Source organism: Streptomyces sp. E11-3 (assembly GCF_046540415.1).
GTDB lineage: Bacteria > Actinomycetota > Actinomycetes > Streptomycetales > Streptomycetaceae > Streptomyces.
The window spans coordinates 1,087,563-1,107,404 of record NZ_JAZGRL010000001.1 but is presented as its reverse complement, the minus strand read 5'-3'; the positions used below and the strand labels follow the sequence as shown (position 1 = coordinate 1,107,404).

17 protein-coding genes and 1 tRNA gene are annotated in these 19,842 nt (G+C 71.8%); 5 read left to right on the top strand and 13 right to left on the bottom strand.

What is annotated here, in order from left to right:
• Positions 1 to 46: 46 nt before the first annotated feature.
• The 4 genes from sucD to U9R90_RS04895 all read left to right on the top strand — a co-directional run bounded on the left by sucD (position 47) and on the right by U9R90_RS04895 (position 4,912).
• On the top strand, positions 47 to 925 hold the full coding sequence (gene sucD / locus U9R90_RS04910; protein ID WP_411055126.1) for a succinate--CoA ligase subunit alpha: 879 nt from the start codon (positions 47 to 49) through the stop codon (positions 923 to 925).
• Positions 926 to 1,135: 210 nt separating this feature from the next.
• The gene (locus U9R90_RS04905; RefSeq protein WP_411055125.1) at positions 1,136 to 2,689 is read left to right on the top strand and encodes an aldehyde dehydrogenase family protein; all 1,554 of its coding nucleotides are present in this window, start codon (positions 1,136 to 1,138) and stop codon (positions 2,687 to 2,689) included.
• 168 nt (positions 2,690 to 2,857) lie between these two features.
• Positions 2,858 to 2,942: transfer RNA gene (locus U9R90_RS04900), tRNA-Leu, on the top strand.
• A 473-nt stretch (positions 2,943 to 3,415) separates the two neighbouring features.
• Positions 3,416 to 4,912, top strand: coding sequence for a vanadium-dependent haloperoxidase (locus U9R90_RS04895; RefSeq protein WP_411055124.1), 1,497 nt, complete (start codon positions 3,416 to 3,418; stop codon positions 4,910 to 4,912).
• Positions 4,913 to 5,050: 138 nt separating this feature from the next.
• Here the strand turns inward: U9R90_RS04895 and U9R90_RS04890 are convergent, their stop codons facing one another.
• Entirely contained in the window at positions 5,051 to 5,974 is a 924-nt protein-coding gene (locus U9R90_RS04890; RefSeq protein ID WP_411055123.1) for a LysR family transcriptional regulator, read from the bottom strand.
• A 130-nt stretch (positions 5,975 to 6,104) separates the two neighbouring features.
• On the opposite strand from U9R90_RS04890, the gene U9R90_RS04885 reads away from it, so the two are divergent.
• A complete protein-coding gene (locus tag U9R90_RS04885) occupies positions 6,105 to 7,310 on the top strand; it encodes an MFS transporter (RefSeq protein ID WP_411055122.1) in 1,206 nt (401 codons plus the stop codon).
• A 57-nt stretch (positions 7,311 to 7,367) separates the two neighbouring features.
• Here U9R90_RS04885 and U9R90_RS04880 read toward each other — a convergent pair whose 3' ends face one another.
• The 12 genes from U9R90_RS04880 to U9R90_RS04825 form a co-directional block, all read right to left on the bottom strand.
• Entirely contained in the window at positions 7,368 to 8,351 is a 984-nt protein-coding gene (locus tag U9R90_RS04880) for a phosphotransferase family protein (protein WP_411055121.1), read from the bottom strand.
• A gap of 36 nt (positions 8,352 to 8,387) precedes the next feature.
• Positions 8,388 to 9,338 (bottom strand): LysR family transcriptional regulator, encoded by a 951-nt coding sequence (locus U9R90_RS04875; protein ID WP_411055120.1) that lies wholly within the window; start codon positions 9,336 to 9,338, stop codon positions 8,388 to 8,390.
• A gap of 124 nt (positions 9,339 to 9,462) precedes the next feature.
• Complete coding sequence (locus U9R90_RS04870; RefSeq protein ID WP_411055119.1) at positions 9,463 to 11,181, bottom strand: AMP-binding protein; 1,719 nt, start codon at positions 11,179 to 11,181, stop codon at positions 9,463 to 9,465.
• Positions 11,182 to 11,218: 37 nt separating this feature from the next.
• Entirely contained in the window at positions 11,219 to 12,820 is a 1,602-nt protein-coding gene (locus tag U9R90_RS04865; RefSeq protein ID WP_411055118.1) for an amino acid adenylation domain-containing protein, read from the bottom strand.
• The gene (locus U9R90_RS04860) at positions 12,817 to 13,755 is read right to left on the bottom strand and encodes a hypothetical protein (protein ID WP_411055117.1); all 939 of its coding nucleotides are present in this window, start codon (positions 13,753 to 13,755) and stop codon (positions 12,817 to 12,819) included. The genes U9R90_RS04865 and U9R90_RS04860 overlap by 4 nt, the downstream gene beginning before the upstream one ends.
• Positions 13,755 to 14,384 carry a 4'-phosphopantetheinyl transferase family protein gene (locus U9R90_RS04855; protein ID WP_411055116.1) on the bottom strand — a complete coding sequence of 210 codons (630 nt, stop codon included), beginning with the start codon at positions 14,382 to 14,384 and terminating at the stop codon, positions 13,755 to 13,757. The genes U9R90_RS04860 and U9R90_RS04855 overlap by 1 nt, the downstream gene beginning before the upstream one ends.
• Positions 14,381 to 15,532 carry an acyl-CoA dehydrogenase gene (locus U9R90_RS04850; protein WP_411055115.1) on the bottom strand — a complete coding sequence of 384 codons (1,152 nt, stop codon included), beginning with the start codon at positions 15,530 to 15,532 and terminating at the stop codon, positions 14,381 to 14,383. The genes U9R90_RS04855 and U9R90_RS04850 overlap by 4 nt, the downstream gene beginning before the upstream one ends.
• A complete protein-coding gene (locus tag U9R90_RS04845) occupies positions 15,525 to 16,709 on the bottom strand; it encodes an acyl-CoA dehydrogenase family protein (protein WP_411055114.1) in 1,185 nt (394 codons plus the stop codon). Before U9R90_RS04845 ends, U9R90_RS04850 begins: the two co-directional genes overlap by 8 nt.
• Positions 16,706 to 16,975, bottom strand: coding sequence for an acyl carrier protein (locus U9R90_RS04840; RefSeq protein ID WP_411055113.1), 270 nt, complete (start codon positions 16,973 to 16,975; stop codon positions 16,706 to 16,708). Before U9R90_RS04840 ends, U9R90_RS04845 begins: the two co-directional genes overlap by 4 nt.
• A 12-nt stretch (positions 16,976 to 16,987) precedes the next feature.
• On the bottom strand, positions 16,988 to 18,127 hold the full coding sequence (locus U9R90_RS04835; RefSeq protein WP_411055112.1) for an acyl carrier protein: 1,140 nt from the start codon (positions 18,125 to 18,127) through the stop codon (positions 16,988 to 16,990).
• Complete coding sequence (locus tag U9R90_RS04830; protein WP_411055111.1) at positions 18,124 to 19,488, bottom strand: TrpB-like pyridoxal phosphate-dependent enzyme; 1,365 nt, start codon at positions 19,486 to 19,488, stop codon at positions 18,124 to 18,126. The genes U9R90_RS04835 and U9R90_RS04830 overlap by 4 nt, the downstream gene beginning before the upstream one ends.
• Positions 19,485 to 19,769 carry an acyl carrier protein gene (locus U9R90_RS04825; RefSeq protein WP_411055110.1) on the bottom strand — a complete coding sequence of 95 codons (285 nt, stop codon included), beginning with the start codon at positions 19,767 to 19,769 and terminating at the stop codon, positions 19,485 to 19,487. Before U9R90_RS04825 ends, U9R90_RS04830 begins: the two co-directional genes overlap by 4 nt.
• Positions 19,770 to 19,842 lie beyond the last annotated feature (73 nt).

Genomic DNA, 19,842 nt, shown 5'->3' with positions numbered 1-19,842 from the left:
GCAGGGGTACCGACCAAGGACACCCACCAAGGGACAGGAGTACGAGATGGCCATCTACCTGACCAAGGAGAGCAAGGTCCTCGTCCAGGGCATGACCGGCGCCGAGGGCATGAAGCACACCCGCCGCATGCTGGCCGCAGGCACCGATGTCGTCGGCGGCGTCAACCCCCGCAAGGCCGGACAGCGCATCGACTTCGACGACCGCGCCGTCCCCGTCTTCGGCACCGTACGCGAGGGCATCGAGGCCACCGGAGCCGACGTCACCGTCGTCTTCGTACCGCCCGCCTTCGCCCGCGCCGCGGTCACCGAAGCGGCCGACGCCGGAATCGGCCTCGCCGTCGTCATCACCGAGGGCATCCCGGTGCACGACGCCGTCGCCTTCCACACGTACGCGAAACAGCGCGGCACCCGCGTCATCGGACCCAACTGCCCCGGCCTGATCACCCCCGGCCAGTCCAACGCCGGCATCATCCCGGCCGACATCGCCAAACCCGGCCGCATCGGCCTGGTCTCGAAGTCCGGCACGCTCACCTACCAACTCATGTACGAGCTCCGCGACATCGGCTTCTCGACCTGCGTCGGCATCGGCGGCGACCCCGTCATCGGCACCACGCACATCGACTGCCTGGAAGCCTTCCAGGACGACCCCGACACCGAACTCATCGTGCTCATCGGCGAGATCGGCGGCGACGCGGAGGAGCGGGCCGCCGCGTACGTCCGTGAACACATCAGCAAGCCGGTCGTCGGCTACGTCGCCGGGTTCACCGCGCCCGAGGGCCGGACGATGGGCCACGCGGGCGCCATCGTCTCCGGCTCCGCGGGCACCGCCACGGCGAAGCGGGACGCCCTGGAGGCCGCGGGCGTACGGGTGGGCACGACGCCGACCGGGACGGCTCGGCTGGTGCTCGACCGGCTCGCCGGATGATGACCCCCAGCCCGTACAAAGACCACCGTGTCCAAGAAGCGAGGTGTCCAAGCGGCGAGGTGCCCAGGAGGCGAGGTGCCCGAGAAGTGCCGCCGCCCACCCCTATAGGTGACGTCACTCATAGGTGACGGCCGCCGAGCCCACTACCGTCCTGCGGACAAGCCACGCACCCCCCGCCCCCGACTGTGCACCGTGAGCGGAGACACCCCGATGGCATCCACCCCGACCCCCACCCTGGCTCTCAAGCCGGGCACCTCCTGGTCAGACGCCTGGCAGCGCTGCCTCGCCGTCGCCCCCGAGGCCTTCGCCGACGACCGCGTACGCAACCTCTGGGCAGCCGACTGGCACCCCGACGGGCGCTCCCTGTCCGCGACTTCACCGGTGGACGGCAGCCCCATCGCCGGCCCGCCCCGGCTGGACGCGGCCACCGCCCACCAGGCCGTACGCGCCTCACTCGACCAGCACCGCGCCTGGCGCCACGTCCCCCTCGAAGAGCGCCGCGCCAAGGTGGCCGCCACCCTCGATGCCCTCACCGAACACCGCGAACTCCTCGCGCTCCTCCTGGTCTGGGAGATCGGCAAGCCCTGGCGGCTCGCGCAGGCCGACGTCGACCGCGCGATCGACGGAGTGCGCTGGTACGTGGACGGGATCGAGCCGATGCTCGAAGGCCGTACGCCCCTTCAGGGCCCGGTCTCCAACATCGCCAGCTGGAACTATCCGATGTCGGTGCTCGTTCACGCCATGCTGGTCCAGGCCCTGGCCGGCAACGCGGTGATCGCCAAGACCCCGACCGACGGCGGCCTCGCCTGCCTCACCCTGGCCTGCGCACTCGCCGTACGCGAAGGCATCCCCGTCACCCTCGTCAGCGGCAGCGGCGGCGAGCTCTCCGAGGCGCTGGTGCGAGCCCCGGAGATCGGCTGCGTCTCCTTCGTGGGCGGCCGTGACACCGGAGCCGCGGTGGCCACCGCCGTCGCCGACCTCGGCAAGCGCCACATCCTGGAACAGGAGGGCCTGAACACCTGGGGCATCTGGAACTACACGGACTGGTCGACCCTGTCCGCCGTCATCCCCAAGCTCTTCGACTACGGGAAACAGCGCTGCACGGCCTACCCGCGCTTCGTGGTCCAGCGCTCGCTCTTCGACGCGTTCCTGTCCGCGTACCTTCCGGCGGCCCGCTCGATCCGCATCGGCCACCCCCTGGCCGTCGCCGACCCGGCCGACCCCCTCCCCACTCTGGACTTCGGCCCGCTCATCAACCCCGCGAAGGCCAAGGAACTCACCGACCAGGTCACCGAGGCCATCGACCGAGGCGCCGTCCCCCTCCATCGCGGCGCCCTCACCGAGGGCCACTTCCTCCCCGGCCAGGACACCTCGGCCTACGTCCCACCCGTCACGCTCCTCAACCCGCCCCCGTCATCGCCGCTCCACCACGCGGAACCCTTCGGGCCCGTCGACACCATCGTCCTGGTCGACACGGAGGCCGAGCTGCTCGCGGCGATGAACGCCTCCAACGGAGCCCTGGTCGCCACCCTCTCCACCGACGACCGGGCCACGTACGAACGCCTGGCCCCCCAGATCCGCGCCTTCAAGGTCGGCCACGGCAAACCGCGCTCCCGGGGCGACCGCGAGGAGCTCTTCGGCGGCTTCGGCGCGTCCTGGCGCGGCGCCTTCGTCGGCGGCGAGCTCCTGGTCAGGTCCGTCACCCAGGGCCCGGCGACCGAACGCCTCCCCGGCAACTTCCCCGACTACCACCTGATGCCATAGGCCCCACCGCACCCCATACGTGACCGACCCTTCACGCACCGTAAACCTCTGACGCCACCCGCCCCGGACCCGGTGTACCCGGCAGATACGCAGGTGAAAGGCACCGGGAATCCTTGGTATTGTTGTCCATGTCGCCGCGGGGCCCGCCCCGAGGCCGACAGGCACCTAGTCCGGGTGGCGGAATGGCAGACGCGCTAGCTTGAGGTGCTAGTGCCCTTTATCGGGCGTGGGGGTTCAAGTCCCCCCTCGGACACCGTCAGTACACCAACAAAGTGCTGGTCAGGAGCGATCCTGGCCAGCACTTTGCGTTGTCCGTAGCGCCAGCCCGGTCGCGCTGGGTCAGCCTGGTCGCGCTGGGCCAGCCCGGTGGCGCTGGAGGGACGCGCGCGGTGCCCGAGGCCGGGATCGTGGCCGAGGCGATGGTCGCGCTGGTCCTGGCGGACGCGGTCGCGGGCCGGGATCGTGGCCGAGGCGATGGTCGCGCTGGTCCTGGCGGACGCGGTCGCGGAGAAGTTCGGCGGCGACAGCGTCCCCGAGACCCGCCGCAACGTACGCGGTCGCGGAGAAGTTCGGCGGCGACAGCGTCCCCGAGACCCGCCGCAACGTCGAGAATGTTCTTGATCGTCGGATTTCGTGACCTTCACGAGCAACCTTCCCGCAGTGTCCGGAGTCTCATGAAGTGAGTACTGATTCCACACAACACATCAGGAAATACGGGGGATTCGTATGACTGATCGTCGTTTCGCCGCGCGTGACGCGCGGATCCGGGCCGCCGAGGTGGAGTTCCAGCGCCCCGTGCCGGTCCAGGCGGCCAACGGGGAGGAGACGGACCACCCCTTCGTGGCCAACTACTCCAAGGCACTTCCGCACAACGAGTACGGAGAGGTCGACCCGGCCGCGTACCGGCTGCTGCGCCGGGCGCTGGCCACCGGGAGTTTCGAGGACTTCGAGCGGATCCCGCTCGGAGGTACCCGCAAACTGGTCAATCCGCAGGCCGGGCTGGCTTTCGACCCCGAGGGGCCGGACGCCCAGGCGCTGTCCATCCCGCCCGCTCCACGGATCGACAGCGCGCAGAACTCCGCCGAGGCGGTCGAGCTGTACTGGATGGCGCTCTGCCGTGACGTGCCGTTCACCGAGTTCGGTGACAACGAACTCGTCGGCGAGGCGGCCACCGAGCTGAGTGGTCTCGCGGACTTCCGGGGGCCCGGCCAGCACGGCACGGTGACCGCGCGGACGGTCTTCCGCGGGGACACACGGGGCGACCTGGCGGGGCCGTACGTCTCGCAGTTCCTGCTCAGGGATGTCCCGTTCGGCACGCTGCTGGTCCCGCAGCGGCAGGACACGCTGGTCGACCCGGTCGACCACCTGACCGCCTGGGACGAGTGGCTGGCCGTGCAGAACGGCGCCGAACCCGCGGCCGACGCCCGCGACTTCGCCCTGCGGCGGTACCTCCAGACCCCGCGCGACCTGGCGCACTACGTGCACTACGACGCGCTGTACCAGGCCTACCTCAACGCCGCGCTGATCCTCATGGGGATGAAGGCGCCGGTGGACGCGGGCAATCCGTACAACTTCTCGCGTAACCAGATCGGTTTCGGGACGTACGGCGACCCGCACCTCCTGACCTTGGTGACCGAGGTGGCCACCCGGGCGCTCAAGGCGGTGTGGTTCCAGAAGTGGTACGTGCACCGGCGGCTGCGGCCCGAGGAGTTCGGCGGCCGGGTACACCAGCAGCTGTGCGGAGGGCGTGAGTACCCGATCGACCCCGCGGTGCTGGAATCGGCCGCCGTCAAGCGGGTCTTCGGCAGGTACGGCAGCCATCTGCTGCCGCAGGCCTTCCCCGAGGGGAGCCCGACCCATCCCGCGTACGGCGCCGGGCATGCCACCGTCGCCGGGGCGTGCGTGACCGTGCTGAAGGCCTGGTTCGACGAGTCGTACGTGCTGCCGGACCCGGTCGTGCCCACGACGGACGGCATGGCCCTTGAGCCGTACGACGGGGCGGACGCCGACCGGCTCACTGTCGGCGGCGAGCTGAACAAGGCCGCCGCCAACATCGCCATCGGCCGCAACATGGCAGGTGTCCACTGGCGTACGGACTACAGCGAGGCCGTCCGGCTGGGCGAGGAGATCGCCATCGGCGTCCTGCGCGAGGCCAAGGAGGCCACGCTGGAGGACGCGGTCCTCACCCTCAGCCGCTTCGACGGCACCACTATCGCCGTCTGAGTCGCGCCGTCTGACTGGCAGCGGGGGAGCCTCGCCTGGTGCCGTCGTGGTGCCGTCGTGGTGCCGTGGTGCCGCGATGTCGCTGTGGCACTGCGGCACCAAGCGGGCCGTGTCTGTTCGTCTGCCTGCCTGCCCGCTCTACCGGGCAGCCAGCGAGCCATCGACCAGAGTCTCCTCGACAGCCTGAGCGAACGCCCGCGCCGGTGGCGACGGGTTGCGGCGGTGCCAGACCAGGCCGAGCTCGGAGTCTGGCAAGCCCTCGACCGGCACGAAGGCGAGGGAGCCGCGTCGGTCGTGGTAGTTGGCGGTGGCACGGCACAGCAGCATCGCCCCGTGGTCCGCCGCCGCCAGACTCAGCCCCTCCTGCAGCGTGTTGACCAGCGGGCCGGTCGGCACGGGCCGGCCGCCGGGAGTCCGGCCGGGGGCCTGGGCGTGCCGCCAGTACTCGGGCGCGGGCCCGGACGCCCCGCCGACGCCGATGAGCCGACAGTCGGTCAGTTCCTCGGCCGCCACCGACTCCCGGGCCGCGAAGGGATGCCGAGTCGACACGGCCAGTGTCTGCGGCTGCCGGGAGAACACCGGGCCGAGTACGAGATCCTCTTCCCGCACCGGCAGCAGCACCACCGCGCAGTCCACCTCCTGGCGGCGCAGTGCCCCAAAGGGGTCCGACAGCGGGATCTCGACCAGCTCGATGGCGCAGTCCGGGTACCGGCGCTCGAACACCGAGATGGCGCGGGCGAGACAGTCGTCCACGGTGCCCTGGAACCCGATGCGTAGCGGGCCCCCGATACCGCGGGCGGTGGCCCGGGCCGCGTCGACGGTCTCCCGCAACGCCTCGTACGCGGGCCGGAGCTCGGACAGGAAGCTCTCGCCGAGCGGGGTCAACCGCACCCGGCGGCTGGTCCGTTCGACCAGCGGGGCCCCGATCCGGCTCTCCAGCGAGCGGAGCAGCTGACTGACCCGGCTCTGGGACACGTACATCCGCTCGCCGGCCCGGCCGAAGTGCAACTCCTGTGCGAGTACGAGGAATGCCTCCAGCTCGCGGATCTCGATCCCGCGCATGAGACTCCTTGGTGCGGGGGACGGCAGGGGCGTGCCGGGTGTCCCCGCGTCGACGATCGATGAGCCCTGCTTATTGAAGGATGAGAGATCGGCCGTTGTTCCCGCAGGTCGCGGCGGGTTGGCTGGATGCATGGCACAGACAGAGGAATGGACAGACACGGCACCGGAGGCGAAGCGTCCGGCCGCCGGAGGGTGGCCCGGAGTCGTCGCGGTCGCCGGTGCGACCTTCACCGTGGTCACCTCCGAGATGCTGCCGGTGGGCTTGCTCACGCCCGTCGGCGACGCCTTGGGCGTGACGGAGGGAACGGCCGGACTGACGCTGACGATCACCGGTCTGGTCGGCGCGGTCTCCGCGCCGTTGCTGACCCCCGTGCTGGGACGGTTCGACCGGCGGCGGGTGTTGTGTCTGCTGATGGCGGTGCTGGCCGCCGGGAACCTGCTGGCGGCCTGGTCGCCGAACTTCGGTGTGATGGTGGCTGCCCGCGTGTTGGTCGGCATTGGCATGGGCGTGGTGTGGGCGATCGCCGCGGGCCTCGCGGTACGGCTGGTGCCGGGCAGGTCGGTGGGGCCCGCCACCTCGCTGATCTTCAGCGGGATCGCGGTGGCCTCCGTCCTGGGCGTCCCGGCCGGCACGTACATCGGTGAACTGACCGACTGGCGCACGGCCTTCGCCACGGTCGGTGTGCTGGCGCTGCTGGTGCTGGTGGCCCTGGCGGTGCTGCTGCCGCCCCTGCCCGCCGAGCAGCAGCTCCGGCTGGGCGGCGTGCTGCGGCTGGTCGGCAGCCCCCGGGTGGCCACCGGGCTCGCAGTGGTGACCCTGCTGGTCACCGGACACTTCGCCGCCTACACCTATGTACGGCCCGTCCTGGAGGAGATCTCGGGGGCGAGCGCCGGAATGATCGGCACCCTGCTGCTGGTGTACGGAATCGCCGGTGTCGTCGGAAACTTCGCCGCGGGGGCCGGAGTCGGACGGTCGCCGCGCGGCACGCTCGTAGTGATCAGTCTGGTGCTGGCGGCGACCGTCGGCCTGCTGCCGCTGCTGGGCGGTTCGGTGCTGACCGCCGCGGTACTGCTGGCCGTCTGGGGCCTGACGTACGGCGGTGTCTCGGTCAGCACCCAGACCTGGCTGTTGGCATCGGCGCCCCAGGCCCGTGAAGCGGCGTCCTCGCTGTTCGTCGGCGTGTTCAACGGGGCGATCGCCCTCGGGGCGCTGGTGGGCGGACTGATGGCGGACCGTGTCGGCATCGAGGCCGTGCTGTGGCTGGGTGGCGCGCTGGCGGCCGGGGCGCTGGGCGTGACGGCGCTGGGCCGTGCTCCGGGGAGCGGGACGCTGTGACGCCTGGTGGAGTCAGCCGCGTTCCCGCGTTCCCGCGCTGGCGGGCTGGCGAAGTGGTCAGGCGTACCGGTCGAAGAGGGCTTGGACGTACTCCTCCAGACGCCTGGTCAGCACCTCGGCGGTCAGGTCGGCGCGGCCCAGCTCGCGCCAGGGCACGGCGACCTTCTCGGCGTCCGGAGCGAAGGCCAGCGCGTCCAGCAGCCGCCAGTACAGGTGGGCGGCGCGGTCTTCGGTCAGGGTGCCGCCCGCCGCGGTGTACTGGTCGGCGAAGCGCATGCCGGTGGGGACGCCGTGCAGCAGTGCCAGGGCCGTCGAGCAGTGGGCCACGTCCAGGTCGGCCGGTCCCCAGGAGGTCTCCACCCAGTCGACGACGCCGGTGATCCGGGGGCCGTCGCCGTCCGTGGAGAAGAGGACATTGCCGGGGTGGAAGTCCCGGTGCAGAAAGCAGGGTTGGTGGGCGGGGGGCTCGCGGCGGATGGTGTCCACGGCCCGTTGCCACAGCTCAGGGCGTCGGGTGTCTGAGGGTGGGCTGACTCGCTCGGGTGAAGTCCATGCCTGGTAGGCGCGGGGGCGGTCCTCGGCGGCGGTCACCGGCAGTCGGTGGATACGGAGCAGTTGACCAGCCATCAGTTCGGCGCGCTGGTCAGCACCTTCATCGCCCACGTGCACGGTTCCGGGCAACAGTGACATCAGCAAGGACGGATGGTCGCAGTACTGCGCGGTCGCGTCCACCGCCAGCAGCGTGGCCGCGGGCACGTTAGCGTCGGCGAGCAGTCGCAGAATCGCCGCCTCGCGGGTCAGCAGGCCCTCCGCATGCCGTACGAAGAAGGGCTTGACGAAGGAGCGGAGTACCAGCGAACGGCGGCCGTCCGGGCCGGAGATGTCCAGACGGCGCATCTGCGATGTCCATCCGCCGCGCAACCGCGCGACATCCTCGATGCGCTCCGCACCGGACAGCCCCTTCTCCACCCAGGCACGCGTCGCGCCCCAGGCCCGCCCCTCAAGATCTGCGTCCTCACCTGTCTCCGTACCTGTCTCCATGAGGGCAGATTAGCCGCGTGCGGAAACGGTGCGAGGTCAGCGTGTGGGCCCGATCGCGAGATCACCGGCGGCCCGTACCCGCGGCGGGTCGCCGTCCGTCTGCTCGCTCGTCACCTGCACCGCCGCCGAGATCAGCGCGGTCAGCGCCGCGTTCCCCGCGTTCGCCTTGCGCCAGGCGATCTGTGTGTACGTCTGGAAGTCGGCGGTCCACGCGAGAGGGCACAGGCGGCCGTCCGCGATCTCGCGCCGTACGGTGACGGTGGGCAGTAGCGCCATCCCCATACCCGTGGCGACGCTCTGCTTGACCGCGTCGACCGAGTCGAGCTCGAACACCCGGGGGGTCTCCGCGGACCCGGACAGGCCGATGGACCGCTCGAAGAGACGGTGGTACGTGGCACTGTTCTCGGCGCGCAGGAGCGGGGCCGTGAGCAGGTCGTCCGGGGTGACCTGAGGCTTGTCCACCAGGAGGTGGTCGCGGCCCCCGACGAGCACCAGGGGCTCACGGCACAGCACCTCGGTCGCCACGCCCTCCCACTCCTCGACCGTGTCGATGAAGAACGCGCAGTCCAGCCGCCCGTCCCGCACGTCGGTGACGGCGTCATGGCGAACGGCGGAGCGGAGCGAGACCTGCATCTGCGGATAGCGCCGGTACAGGTACTCCACCAGGGGCAGCAGCCGGTACTTCGTCAGGCTCTCGACCGTGCCCACGACCAGCCGCCCGTGCGGCTGCCCGCCGGCGCGGACCGCCTGCTGGGCACGGTCGGTCAGCGCGACGATCTCGCGGGCGTACGGGAAGAGTTCGCTGCCGGTGCGCGTCGGCCGTACACCGCCGGGCAGGCGTTCCAGGAGGGTGGTGCCCAGGCTCTGCTCCAGGGACTTGACGCGGGTGGTCACCGTGGGCTGGGACAGCCCCAGCCGCGCCGCCGCTCTGGTGAAACTCCCGATGTCCACGACAGCGGCGAAAGCGGCGAGCTGCGGTACGTCCACGGCTGGCACCTCCTGGGCCTGACGTACGCCTGACGTGACTGCGATGACCGACACGCCTGACGTACGCGAGTGGGGGGACTTCCAGGATCGCCGGGCCACTAGAGGCGCACTCGTGAGGTGATGCTCACCTCCCTCGGACAGGGCCGCTGAACTGGCGCGCCCCCGCGGAATCGCCGGACGGCGCCGCGAGAGCCGCGAGAGCCGCGCGGTCCACCTTTCCGTGCTCGGTGACCGGGAGTTCGCCGACCACGCGCAGCTTCTGCGGCACCATGTAGCCAGGCAGCGCCTCGACACAGAAGTCCGTCAGCGCTCCCTCCGTGATCTCGTCCGCCTCGCGTTCCAGGACGACGTACGCGGCCAGTTCCAGCTCGCCGTCCCGCCGTTCCAGGGTGAGCGAGGCGGCCGCCGCGACGCCGGGGAACTCCAGGAGCCTGCGCTCCACTTCGCCGAGCTCCACCCGGTTGCCCCGGATCTGTACCTGCGAGTCGACCCGGCCGCAGAAGTACATTTCGCCGTCGGGCCCCCGGTAGGCCAGGTCGCCGGTGCGCAGCACCTTCTGCCCGGAGCGCGGGACCAGCGGATCGGGCACCAGGGCGCGGGCGGTGGCGTCCGGGTCGTCCCAGTACCCGGTGAACAGAGCAGGGCTGCGCAGATGGATCTCGCCCACCGCGTCCGGTTCCGTGACGGCACGGCCCTGTGGGTCGATGAGGATCATCTCGGCGCCCGGATGCGCGTAGCCGATCGAGAGCCTGCGCAGGTCGTCGGGGAGCGGCTCGGGTACGTCGGTGAAGGAGCAGGCCATCGACTCGGTCGCGCCGTAGCAGTTGACCAGCCGCGCCCCGGGCAACGCCTGTTGCAGCTGGCGCAGTTCGGGCAGCGGGAAGTCCTCGCCGCAGAACAGCACCCCGCGCAGAGCGGTCAGCTCGGCCAGCTGGCCCGGCAGATGCCGCAGGGTCTGCCGCCAGATCGACGGCACCCCGTCGACCTGCGTCGCCCCCGTGTCACGCAGCACCCGCAGAAAGCGCCGCGGCCAGCGCAGCAGCGTACGCGGCACCGGCACCACGGCCGCGCCGCTGCCCAGCGCCAGACCGATGTCCAGGAGGGAGAAGTCGAACTGGAGCGGAGAGGTGGTGGCGACGCGGTCCTCGGGGCCGACGATGCGGTGGCTGAGCATCCCCCGGTAGAAGGAGACCACCGCGCGATGGCTCATCACCACGCCCTTGGGGCGTCCCGTCGTCCCCGAAGTGAAGATGATGTACGCGGTGTCCGTGCAGGTCACCTCGCGCCTGAGCCGGGCGGGCCGGGGCGCGGCACGCTCCACCGTCAGCCCGTACGCGTCGAACCGGCCCAGCGCGAGGTCCTCGGGCAGACCGGCCCGTGGCCGCTCGGGCGCCCGGACGTACAGCGCGGGCTCGGTGGCCTCGACGATCTTGAGCATGCGCTGGTCGGGAGCCTCCGGGCTGACCGGGACGAACGCGAGACCCTGCACCGAACAGGCCAGGAACATCGCGATGGCCGCGGCCGATGTGTCCGACTCCAGGACCACCCGGTCGCCGATGTCGAGGCCGAGACCGTCCAGCGTGTGCGCGAACTGGTCGACCAGGTGCTCCAGTTGGCGGTACGTGGTGGTGCGGATGTCGTCGTTGCCCGCGAACTCGACCACGGCCGGGTGGTCCGGCGTCGTCTGCGCGGCGGCCAGCAGGAAGTGGTGCAGCAGGAAGTCGGGCAGCTCGGGCAGTGGGGACTGGGGGAGCAGGGACGTGCGAAGCGGCGTGCAGTCGTGCGTCGTGGGGTCGTGTGGCGTGGGGTCGTGTGGCGTGAGGTCGGGCAGCGCCGTCGCCATGGGGTCCATCCTTTCCTTCGGGGTCAGGGGGCGACGTTCAAGCGGCGACCGGCCGGGTCGACTGGCTCGGCTGGGCCGACTGGTTCGGCTGGCTCAGCTGCTCCAGCAGCGCGAGCAGCGCCTTGCGGTCGACCTTGCCGTTCGGGTTGAGCGGCAGGGCGTCCAGTGGCTCGGCGCCGCGCGGCACCATGTAGGTGGGTAGCCGCTCGCGCAGGGCGCCGAGGAGTTCGTCGGCCGGGCGCGGGGTGCCGGTGTAGAAGGCCTCCAGGAAGAGCGCGCCGTCCCGGCCGGTCACCGCGACGACAACGGCCTCGCTCACTCCGGGCTGTTCCAGCAGGACGTTCTCGATCTCGCCGAGTTCGATGCGGTAGCCGCGGATCTTGACCTGGTGGTCGAGGCGGCCCAGGTGCACCAACTGCCCGTCCTGCGGCCGGACCCGGTCGCCGGTGCGGTACCAGTGCGCGTCGGTCAGCGGCGTAGTGCCGTCGTAGACCGTGGCCCGCTCGCCGTCGAAGGACACGAACCGCCCGGCGTTGTTGGCCGGGTCGAGATAGCCGGGGAAGCGCTGCGGGCCGCGTACGCACAGCTCGCCGTCCTCGGCCGGCACCCCGTCCTCGTCGAGTACCAGGTGTTCCAGGCTCGGATACGGGGTGCCGATGGGTACGGTGCCGTTGCCGGTCCGCGGCCAGTCCTCCGGGTTGCCGGGCAGCCGGAACTCGGTGCAGGTGATGGTGAGTTCGGTGGGCCCGTAGATGTTCTCCAGGGTGCTCTGCGGGGCCGCCTCCTGCCAGGCCTTCGCGTGCGCCACGGTCAGCGCTTCGCCGCAGAACAGGCTCCAGCGCAGGGTGGGCATGCTGCCGGGGGTCAGGGCGCGCAGCCGCAGCGCGATGGAGGCCACCGACGGTACGGAGTTCCAGTGCGTGATGCGCTGCCGGTTGACGTAGCGCACCGGCGAGAGGATGTCGTTCGGGGTGGGCACCACCAGGGTCGCGCCCGAGCCCCAGGCCGCGAAGAGGTCGTACACCGACGGGTCGAAGGTCAGGTCGAAGGTCTGCGAAACGCGGCAGTCCGGGCCCAGTTCATAGCGCGGGATGATGTGCTCGAGGTAGGCCGAGACATTGCGGTGCAGGACCGGCACACCCTTGGGCCGTCCGGTGGACCCTGAGGTGAACAGGATGTACGCGACGTCGTCGGGCCCCGCACCGCAGGCTGGCAGGTCCGGCACCGGGCCGGTACGCAGCGCCGCCGCGCCCTCGGCGTCGTACGCCAGGACCGGGACCGGCAGTTCGGCGTCGCCGAGTGCCTTGGCGTCGGCGACCACCAGGTCGAGCCCGGCGGATTCGGCGACCACGGCATGGCGGGCCGGAGGGAACGACGGGTTCAGCGGTACGAGCGTGGCGCCCAGCCGCTGCACGGCCAGATACCCGGCATAGGCGAGCACACTGCGGCCGGCCAGCAGCCCGACCCGCTTCGGCACCCCGCCGTGCCGGGCCGTCAGCGCACCGGCCAGCCGCCCGGCCATCGCGTCCAGATCGGCATACGTCAGCTGGTCACCGGCCACTTCGAGGGCCGGCTGCCGGTCGCCGTGTGCGGCGACCGAAGCGGCGAACCAGGCGTAGAGAGTCGTGCGGTCGCTCATCGGGATCGTTCCTCCGTCACTACACGGGACATGGTGTCGAGTACGTCGTCGAAGGCCTTGGCCACGACGCCGGGCCGGGGCCGACCGCGCTCGGCGGAGACCACGGCGAACCGCAGCGAACGCGGCAGCTCACCCCAACTCGCCGCCGCCTCCCGAGCGGTGGCCGACGACAGCTGTCCGGCCTCGGCGAGCACGGCCAGCCGGTGCTGGTGGTGGCGGGCCGCCGCCCACAGATCGTCGGCGTTGCGGGCCAGCGCGTCCGCGTCCTGGCCGAGGCGCTCGGCGAGGAAGGAGAGCACGGCCCGCGGCTCGCTCAGCCAGGTGCCACGGCGCGGATGCGCGGCGGTCACCGGCTCGCGCACCAGCCAGCGGTACTCCATAGGGCTGGACACGGGGACCGCCTCGCCGAGCGCGTAGGTGTCGCGCAGCGCGTACTCGGGCTCCTGGCGGCCCACCGGTGTCAGCGCGGCCCGCAGCTCCTCATCATCCAAGGTGCCGTCGTACGGCCGCTGTTCGCCCTGCGGGAGCAGCGCGCTGAAGTGGTCGGTCAACCGCCACCGGCCGCGAGCCGCGCGTTCGAGCAGCACCCAGTGCGGCACGTCCGCCAGTCCGTACACCGGGGACCAGCGCAGGAACCGGGTGTTACCGCAGGCCAACACCTGCCCGTGCAGGCTGATTTCGCGTTCCAGAGCCGTCGTGGCGTACTCCCAGGACCTGCTGCCCCGGTAACCGAGCTGCCGGCCGTCCGGGGTGTGGTCGATCCGGCTGTGGTGCGCGAACACCAGATGGCCGCCCGGCGCGTCGGTACGGACCGCGAGCCGTACGGCATGCGCGAGCCGTACCTCCACGTCCGGGACGGACGGGCGGAGATAGCTGACCAAGTTGGTGGTGTAGCAGCTCAGTTCGGGGGCAGCGGTGAGCGTCGGGGCGGTCATCAAAGTTCCTTCCAGGCGCAGCTGAGCGGGGTACGGGACAGCTCGCGGAGGCTGCGCCAGCGCAGGCCTCGCCAGGTCCCGGTGCGGCGGCCGGGCGGCACGTCCACCGCCCAGGGCCCGCGGGCGATGCCCTCCGCCTTCACGCAGGCCTCCTGTGCGGTCCAGATCCAGGCGAACTCCCGGGCCCGTGCGGGCGCGGGCAGCGCGTCGAGCGCGGCCTGCCAGTCGGCGCGGCCGCGCAGGCAGCGGCGCAGTACGGCGTCGTCCAGGTGGTCGGGCGCGCGTTGCACATCGATGCCGACGGCGCGCCCGCGCGCCGCGCAGGCCGTCACGGTGTGCCGGTCGTGGGCCACGCTGACGGCGATGCCGGGGAAGCCCGCCAAGCGGGGCTTTCCGTACGCCCCGGCCAGCACATGCGCCTCCGCCGCCTCCGGTGCCACGGCGGCGAGCAGCTCCCGCAGCACAGCGCGCCCGGCCAGGAACTCATCCGCCCGCCAGCCGGGCATGCCGGTGGCCGCAGCCGCGTCGCCGGGATGGGCGCCGGTGCCGTCGGGATGGGCGGCCGCGCCGTCCCCGACCCTGGTGCGGACCAGGGCCCAGACATCGTGGGCGACCCGCAGGACCGTCACGGGGCCAGCTCGGCGAGTACCGTGTCGGCCGACCCGGCCACGGTCGACAGGACGACCTCGGTCGTACCGCCGCCGATGCCCCACAGGGCGGCCTGGGCGCGCACCTGCTGGATGCCGGACGTGGTGAAGCCCTCGGCGCCCCGGAACTGCGCGCACTCGGCGAGCACCCGCTCCAGGGTGAAGGCGGCGCTGCTCTTCAGCAGCGCGGCGGCGGTGGCGTCCTGCTTGTCGACCACGCGTGGGCCCAAGTCCCGGGTCATCGCGTGGAGTTGCCGTACGAGCACCAGGCAGGTGGCGTACCGCTGGCGGACGCTGGCCAGCTGCCACAGCGGTCCCTCCCCGACCTGCCGCCCTTCCAGCCAGCGCTTGGTGTCGGCCAGCACCCGGCGGCACAGGGCCACGCCCCACAGCGCGCCCGCGAGCCGCTCGACCGAGATATGCGCGGCGAAGGCGGCCAGGCCACGGCCCGGGCGGCCCACCAGATGCTCGCGCGGCAGCCGTACGCCGTCGAAGCGGATATGGCCGGTGCCAGACCCGGCGAACAGCTCGGATTCGGCCGCTTCGACCCGTACGCCTGGAGCGTCGGAGGGCACCAGGACCCAGGTGAAGCTGGTGAAGTGGCGCCCGGGCCGGTGCCGGGCGAGTACGAGGAGCTGGTCGGCGTGGGTCGCGGCGGCGATCCAGCGCTTGGTGCCGCTCAGCTCCAGCTCGTCGGGTCCGATCCGTACCTCGGTGGACAGGGCTGTCAGATCGGAACCCGCCGCCTCGTCGCTCGCGGCGAGCGCGGTGACCGAGGCACCGGTCAGGGCGGCCGACAGCGCCCGCGCGGCCGGGCCCTGCGCGGGCGCGAGGGTCAGCAGAGGTACGGAGGTGGCGAGCTGGACGACCACGGGCAGCAGTGCCGGGATGCCGACGCGGGCGTCCGCGTCGGCCAGCAGGGCGGCCAGCCGGGCCTGGTCCACGCCCGCGGCCGGGTCGCCGCCGCGGTAGACCTGGGCGGTGCGTCCCGTGGCGCCCAGGGCGGCCCACACCTGGCGGCCGTCCGGGTGCGGACCGAGCCGGTCCAGCGCGGCGGCCAGCACCTCGGGCGGGCCGGCGAGCGGATGCCCCGGGCGCGTCGGGAAGCGCAGTACCGCCTGGTCAGACAAGGTGCACCTCCGGGTCGAGCAGGGCCAGCCGGCCGTCGGCCAGGTGCAGCCGGTCGTTGCTGTAGTTCAGGGCCGCTGAGCGCAGATCGCGCAGCGCCCGCTCCAGGCCCGTCGGGGAGTCCTTGAGATAGCCGTGGCGCAGCCCGACCGCGTCGACCAGATCGTTGACGGCCGCGTGGCACTGCTCGGCCGCGGTGATCTTCAGGGCGTTGAGCAGCAGTTGGTTGCGCGGCGTGGACAGGTCACCGGATGCGGTCACGGTCCGTTCGGTGTGGCGCAGCAGCGCGTGCACCGTGTCGAGGCGCTGCCGTGCCGAGGACAGCCGGGTCAGCAGCAGCTCGGACGAGAGGTCGAACCGCTTGCGACCGGCCGGGCTGCGCAGCATGCCCAGCACCCGGGACAGCGCCCCGCTCGCCGTGCCCAGCCAGCAGGCCGACCAGCCCAGGTGCGCGAGCGGCCCGAACACCTCGGTGGCGATCCGCGAGAACCTGCCGTGCTCGCCCACCACTTGGTGTCCGGGCACCGTCCCCTCCAACTGGAGCGCGATGCTGTGGCTGGCGCGCATGCCCATGGGCTGCCAGTCGCCGCTGGCGGTGATGCGCAGCTGGTCGCGGCGGGCGTAGACCAGCGACACCTGCGTGGGCGAAGTGGCGTGCGGACTGCGCAGGGTGACCAGGAAGCCGTCGGCGTACCCGCCGCCGGTCACGATCGGTGCGAACCGGTCGATGGTCAGCGTGTCGTCATCGGCCGTCAACTCCGACTCGGCGCTGAGGAGATGGCCGCCCTTGCCCGCCTCCGTGGTCACCGACGCGAGATAGACCCGGCCAGCGGCGAGTTCCGGCAGCAGCTCCTCGCGCAGGGCCGGGCCGCCGTGCTCGACCACGGCGGCCACCTGCTGGCAGTGCATCGCGAAGATCATCGCGGCCGACATGTCCGCGCGGCCGATGCGCAGCGACACATCCAGCAGATCGCTGAGCGAGCCGCCGAGTCCGCCGTACTCGACCGGCACCAGCAGCCCGAGCAGACCGGTCTCACGCATCGCGGTCAGCGCGTGGACCGGGAACTCCGCGTCCCGGTCGGTGCGTTCGGCGTGCTCGGCGGCGGTATCGGCCACCAGCCGCGCCCGGTCGGCCAGGCTGACGGGCGGGGCCTCGGGGGCAGAGGCGGGGGCGCTCATGCCGCTGCCACCGCGCCCGCCGAGCCGCCCTCGGCCTCGCGGGCGGCCTGCACCGCCGCCCACAGACTCCCTGCTGTGGCGAAGGTCGTGTCGTTGAGGTCCTCGTCCGGCAGCGGGACGCCGAACGTGTCCTCGATGGCGAACAGCAGGTCGATGGAGTGCATGGAGTCAAGACCGAGCTCCGGCAGCGTGGACTCGGGGGTGAGCTCCCGGCCGTCCAGGAAGGGCAGGAAGCCGGAGAGCAGTTCGACGAAACGCGGTTCCATGGCGGTAACTCCTTAGCGCGGGACGGCCCGCAGCCGGGACGATTTGGCGATCAGCAGACACAGGGCGTCGATGTGGTGCAGGTTCTCCGGGAGCAGGTCCTCCGAGTCGAACTCGATGCCGAGCCGCAGCTCCAGGCCGTCGACGATGTCGACCACCTTGAACGAGTCGAAGCCGGGCAGTTCGGGAAACTCGACGCCCGCCAGTACGGTGTCGGCATCGGTGCCGAGTACGGCCGCCACGACCTCCGCGACCGACTCGCGCAGCGGACTGTCCCCGCCGCCACCGCCGAACACCTGGCGGTCGGCCTTCAGTGCGGCGGCCACATCGTCGAGCAGCCGCTTCGGCTCGGGCCGCCCGCGCTGTACCCGGCGCAGCGTGAGGAAGGCCTGCTCGGCGAGCCGGTCCAGCTGCCCCAGATGCTCGGACACCTCCGGCGGCGTCGGCTCGCCGAGCCGCTCGGCCCGGAAGGCCGTGTGCAGCCTGCGCGACCGGGACAGGAACCAGGTCTCCATGGTGAGTTGGTCCAGCGCCGCCAGCCGGTCGGCGTGCTCGGCGTAGGCGGCCACATAGGGCTCGTACGGGTCGTGCTCGACGCTGGGCGTGACGCGCGGGGCCGCGGCGGACGGCGTCAGCGCGACGACCAGCGAGGAGTCCGGCAGCTCGGCCCAGTCGTACTCCCACCGGCCCGGCCTGGCCAGGCCCCACGGGGTGTGGTTGTGGTAGGCGTCGATGACCGCGGCCCGGCCGTCGTCGCCCGGCTCCACCAGCCAGCTGTGGTCGATGTGCCGCTGCTGGTGGTACGGGAGCCACGGCATGGCGTACCCGTCGGCGATGGCGTACAACGTGCCGTACTCCGCGCAGAGTTCGCGGAGTCGGGACGCCGGTACGTCCTGCCAGCGGGCGTGTTCGGTGAGGCCCAGTCGGTCGGCTTCGCCGAGCACCTCCGTGACCGACGGCGCCACGGTGGGCAGTCCGCGGGAGGTGCCGGAGACCGCGGGGCGGAAACGCAGTGCCGCACCGATCGCCAGATGGGTGCCGGGCCCGTGGTGCCGGTCGGCCAGTACGGCCAGACTGGTCTGAAAGCAGTTGAGGAGCTCGGCGCGTACCCCGCTCAGCGCCGACGCTGATCCGGGCGCGGTGGTCGTGGTCATCGCACGCGCCCTCCATTCGCATCGGCGGGCACGCGCTCGCCGTACACCGGAGTGAGCCCGGCGACGGCCGATAGGAGTGCCTCTTCCACCGGTGCCTCGTCGCCCAACTCCCCGTTCAGCAGCTGCTCGTACGCGCCGAGGTCGAGGTAGCCGTGCCCGCTGACGCAGACCAGCACCCCCTTCCTGGCCCGCATGCCGTCCGCGCCGGTGGTGGCGATACGGGCCGCGGCGGCCAGCGCGTGCCCGGACTCGGGCGCGGGCAGCACCTGCTCGTGCAGGGTCAGCAGCTGCCCGGCGTTGAGCGACTCGGTCTGCCCGACCGCGGTCGCCGCGACGTCCCCGGTGTGCCGCAGTGCCGAGACGACCTTCGCCGCGCCGTGGAAGCGCAGCCCGGCCGAGTGCGCGTCCGGGATCGGGTAGTCGCTGCCGATGGTGTACATCGCCTCCATCGGGCCCGTACCGGTGGCGTCGGTCTTGTCGTACGCGTACACCCCACGGGTGAGCTTGGGAGAGGTGCTCGACTCCGCCGCGACCAGCAGCGGCGGTGTGGTGCCGGTGGCGGCGGCCTCCGCGTGGAACGGCAGCGCGATCCCACCGAAGTTGGAACCCGCACCCACGCACCCGACCACCGCGTCCACCTGGGCGTCCAGCTCCGCCAGCTGCGTCTGGGACTCCAGGCCGATCACCGACTGGTGCAGGATGCTGTACGTCTCGCCGCTGCCGATGCAGAAGGCCACCCCGTCGTGGTTCCTGGCGTACTCGACCGCCTCACCGATCGCCAGCGACAGACTGTTGCCGAGCGCGGTGGTGCGCTGCCCGGACACCTCGGTGAGGCCGCTGGGGCTGGAGTGCACCTGGGCGCCCAGCATCCGCATCAGCACGCCACGGTACGGCTTGCGACGCAGGCTCGACTCGACCATGAACACCCGGCAGCGCAGCCCGAACAGCGCACAGGCCGCGGCCATCGCGGTGCCCCACTGCCCCGCCCCGGTGCCGGTGACCAGCTCCCGGACCCCGGCCCGCTTGTAGTAGTACGCCTGGGCCAGCGCGGTGTTGAGCTTGTGGCTGCCGGAGATGTTGCCGCCCTCGTACTTCACATAGACCGGCACCCGCGCCCCGATGGCCCGCTCGAAGCCCTGCGCCCGCCACAGCGGCGTGGGCCGGTAGTGCCGGTAGGCGGCCTGGACCTCGTCCGGAATCGTCCAGTACTCGCGCGGCAGCACGCTCTGCCGCACCAGCTCCATCGGCAGGTTCACACCTACCTCGGACCCGCTGGCGCTCGGCGGCGTGCGGTCCGGTGGCAGCGGCTCGGACAGATGGGGCAGTACGCTGCGCCAGGCCGCGGGCAAAGTCGCGGTCATCGGGAGGACTCCGCACCCTGCAGGACGACGTCCACCAGGTCACCGACGACCTTGAAGGCACGCCCGACGAACAGGTCGTCCGGCAGCGTGATGTCCAGCGCGTCCTCGATCTTGACGAGCATGCCCACGAACCCGAGCGAGTTGACCCGCAGCAGCTCGCCGACCAGCGGCTCGGACTCGGAGATCCGCTCGGGGTCGATGGAGAGCCGGGACTCGGTGATGACGACCCGCTTTACGGCGTCGGCCACCGCGGGCCGGTCGAACTGTTCCACAGCGGTCATGACGTGCCTCTCAGCTTCGGGTTGAGGGTTCGTGTGTGGGTGTGGGTGTGGGTGTGGGTGTGGGTATGGGGGT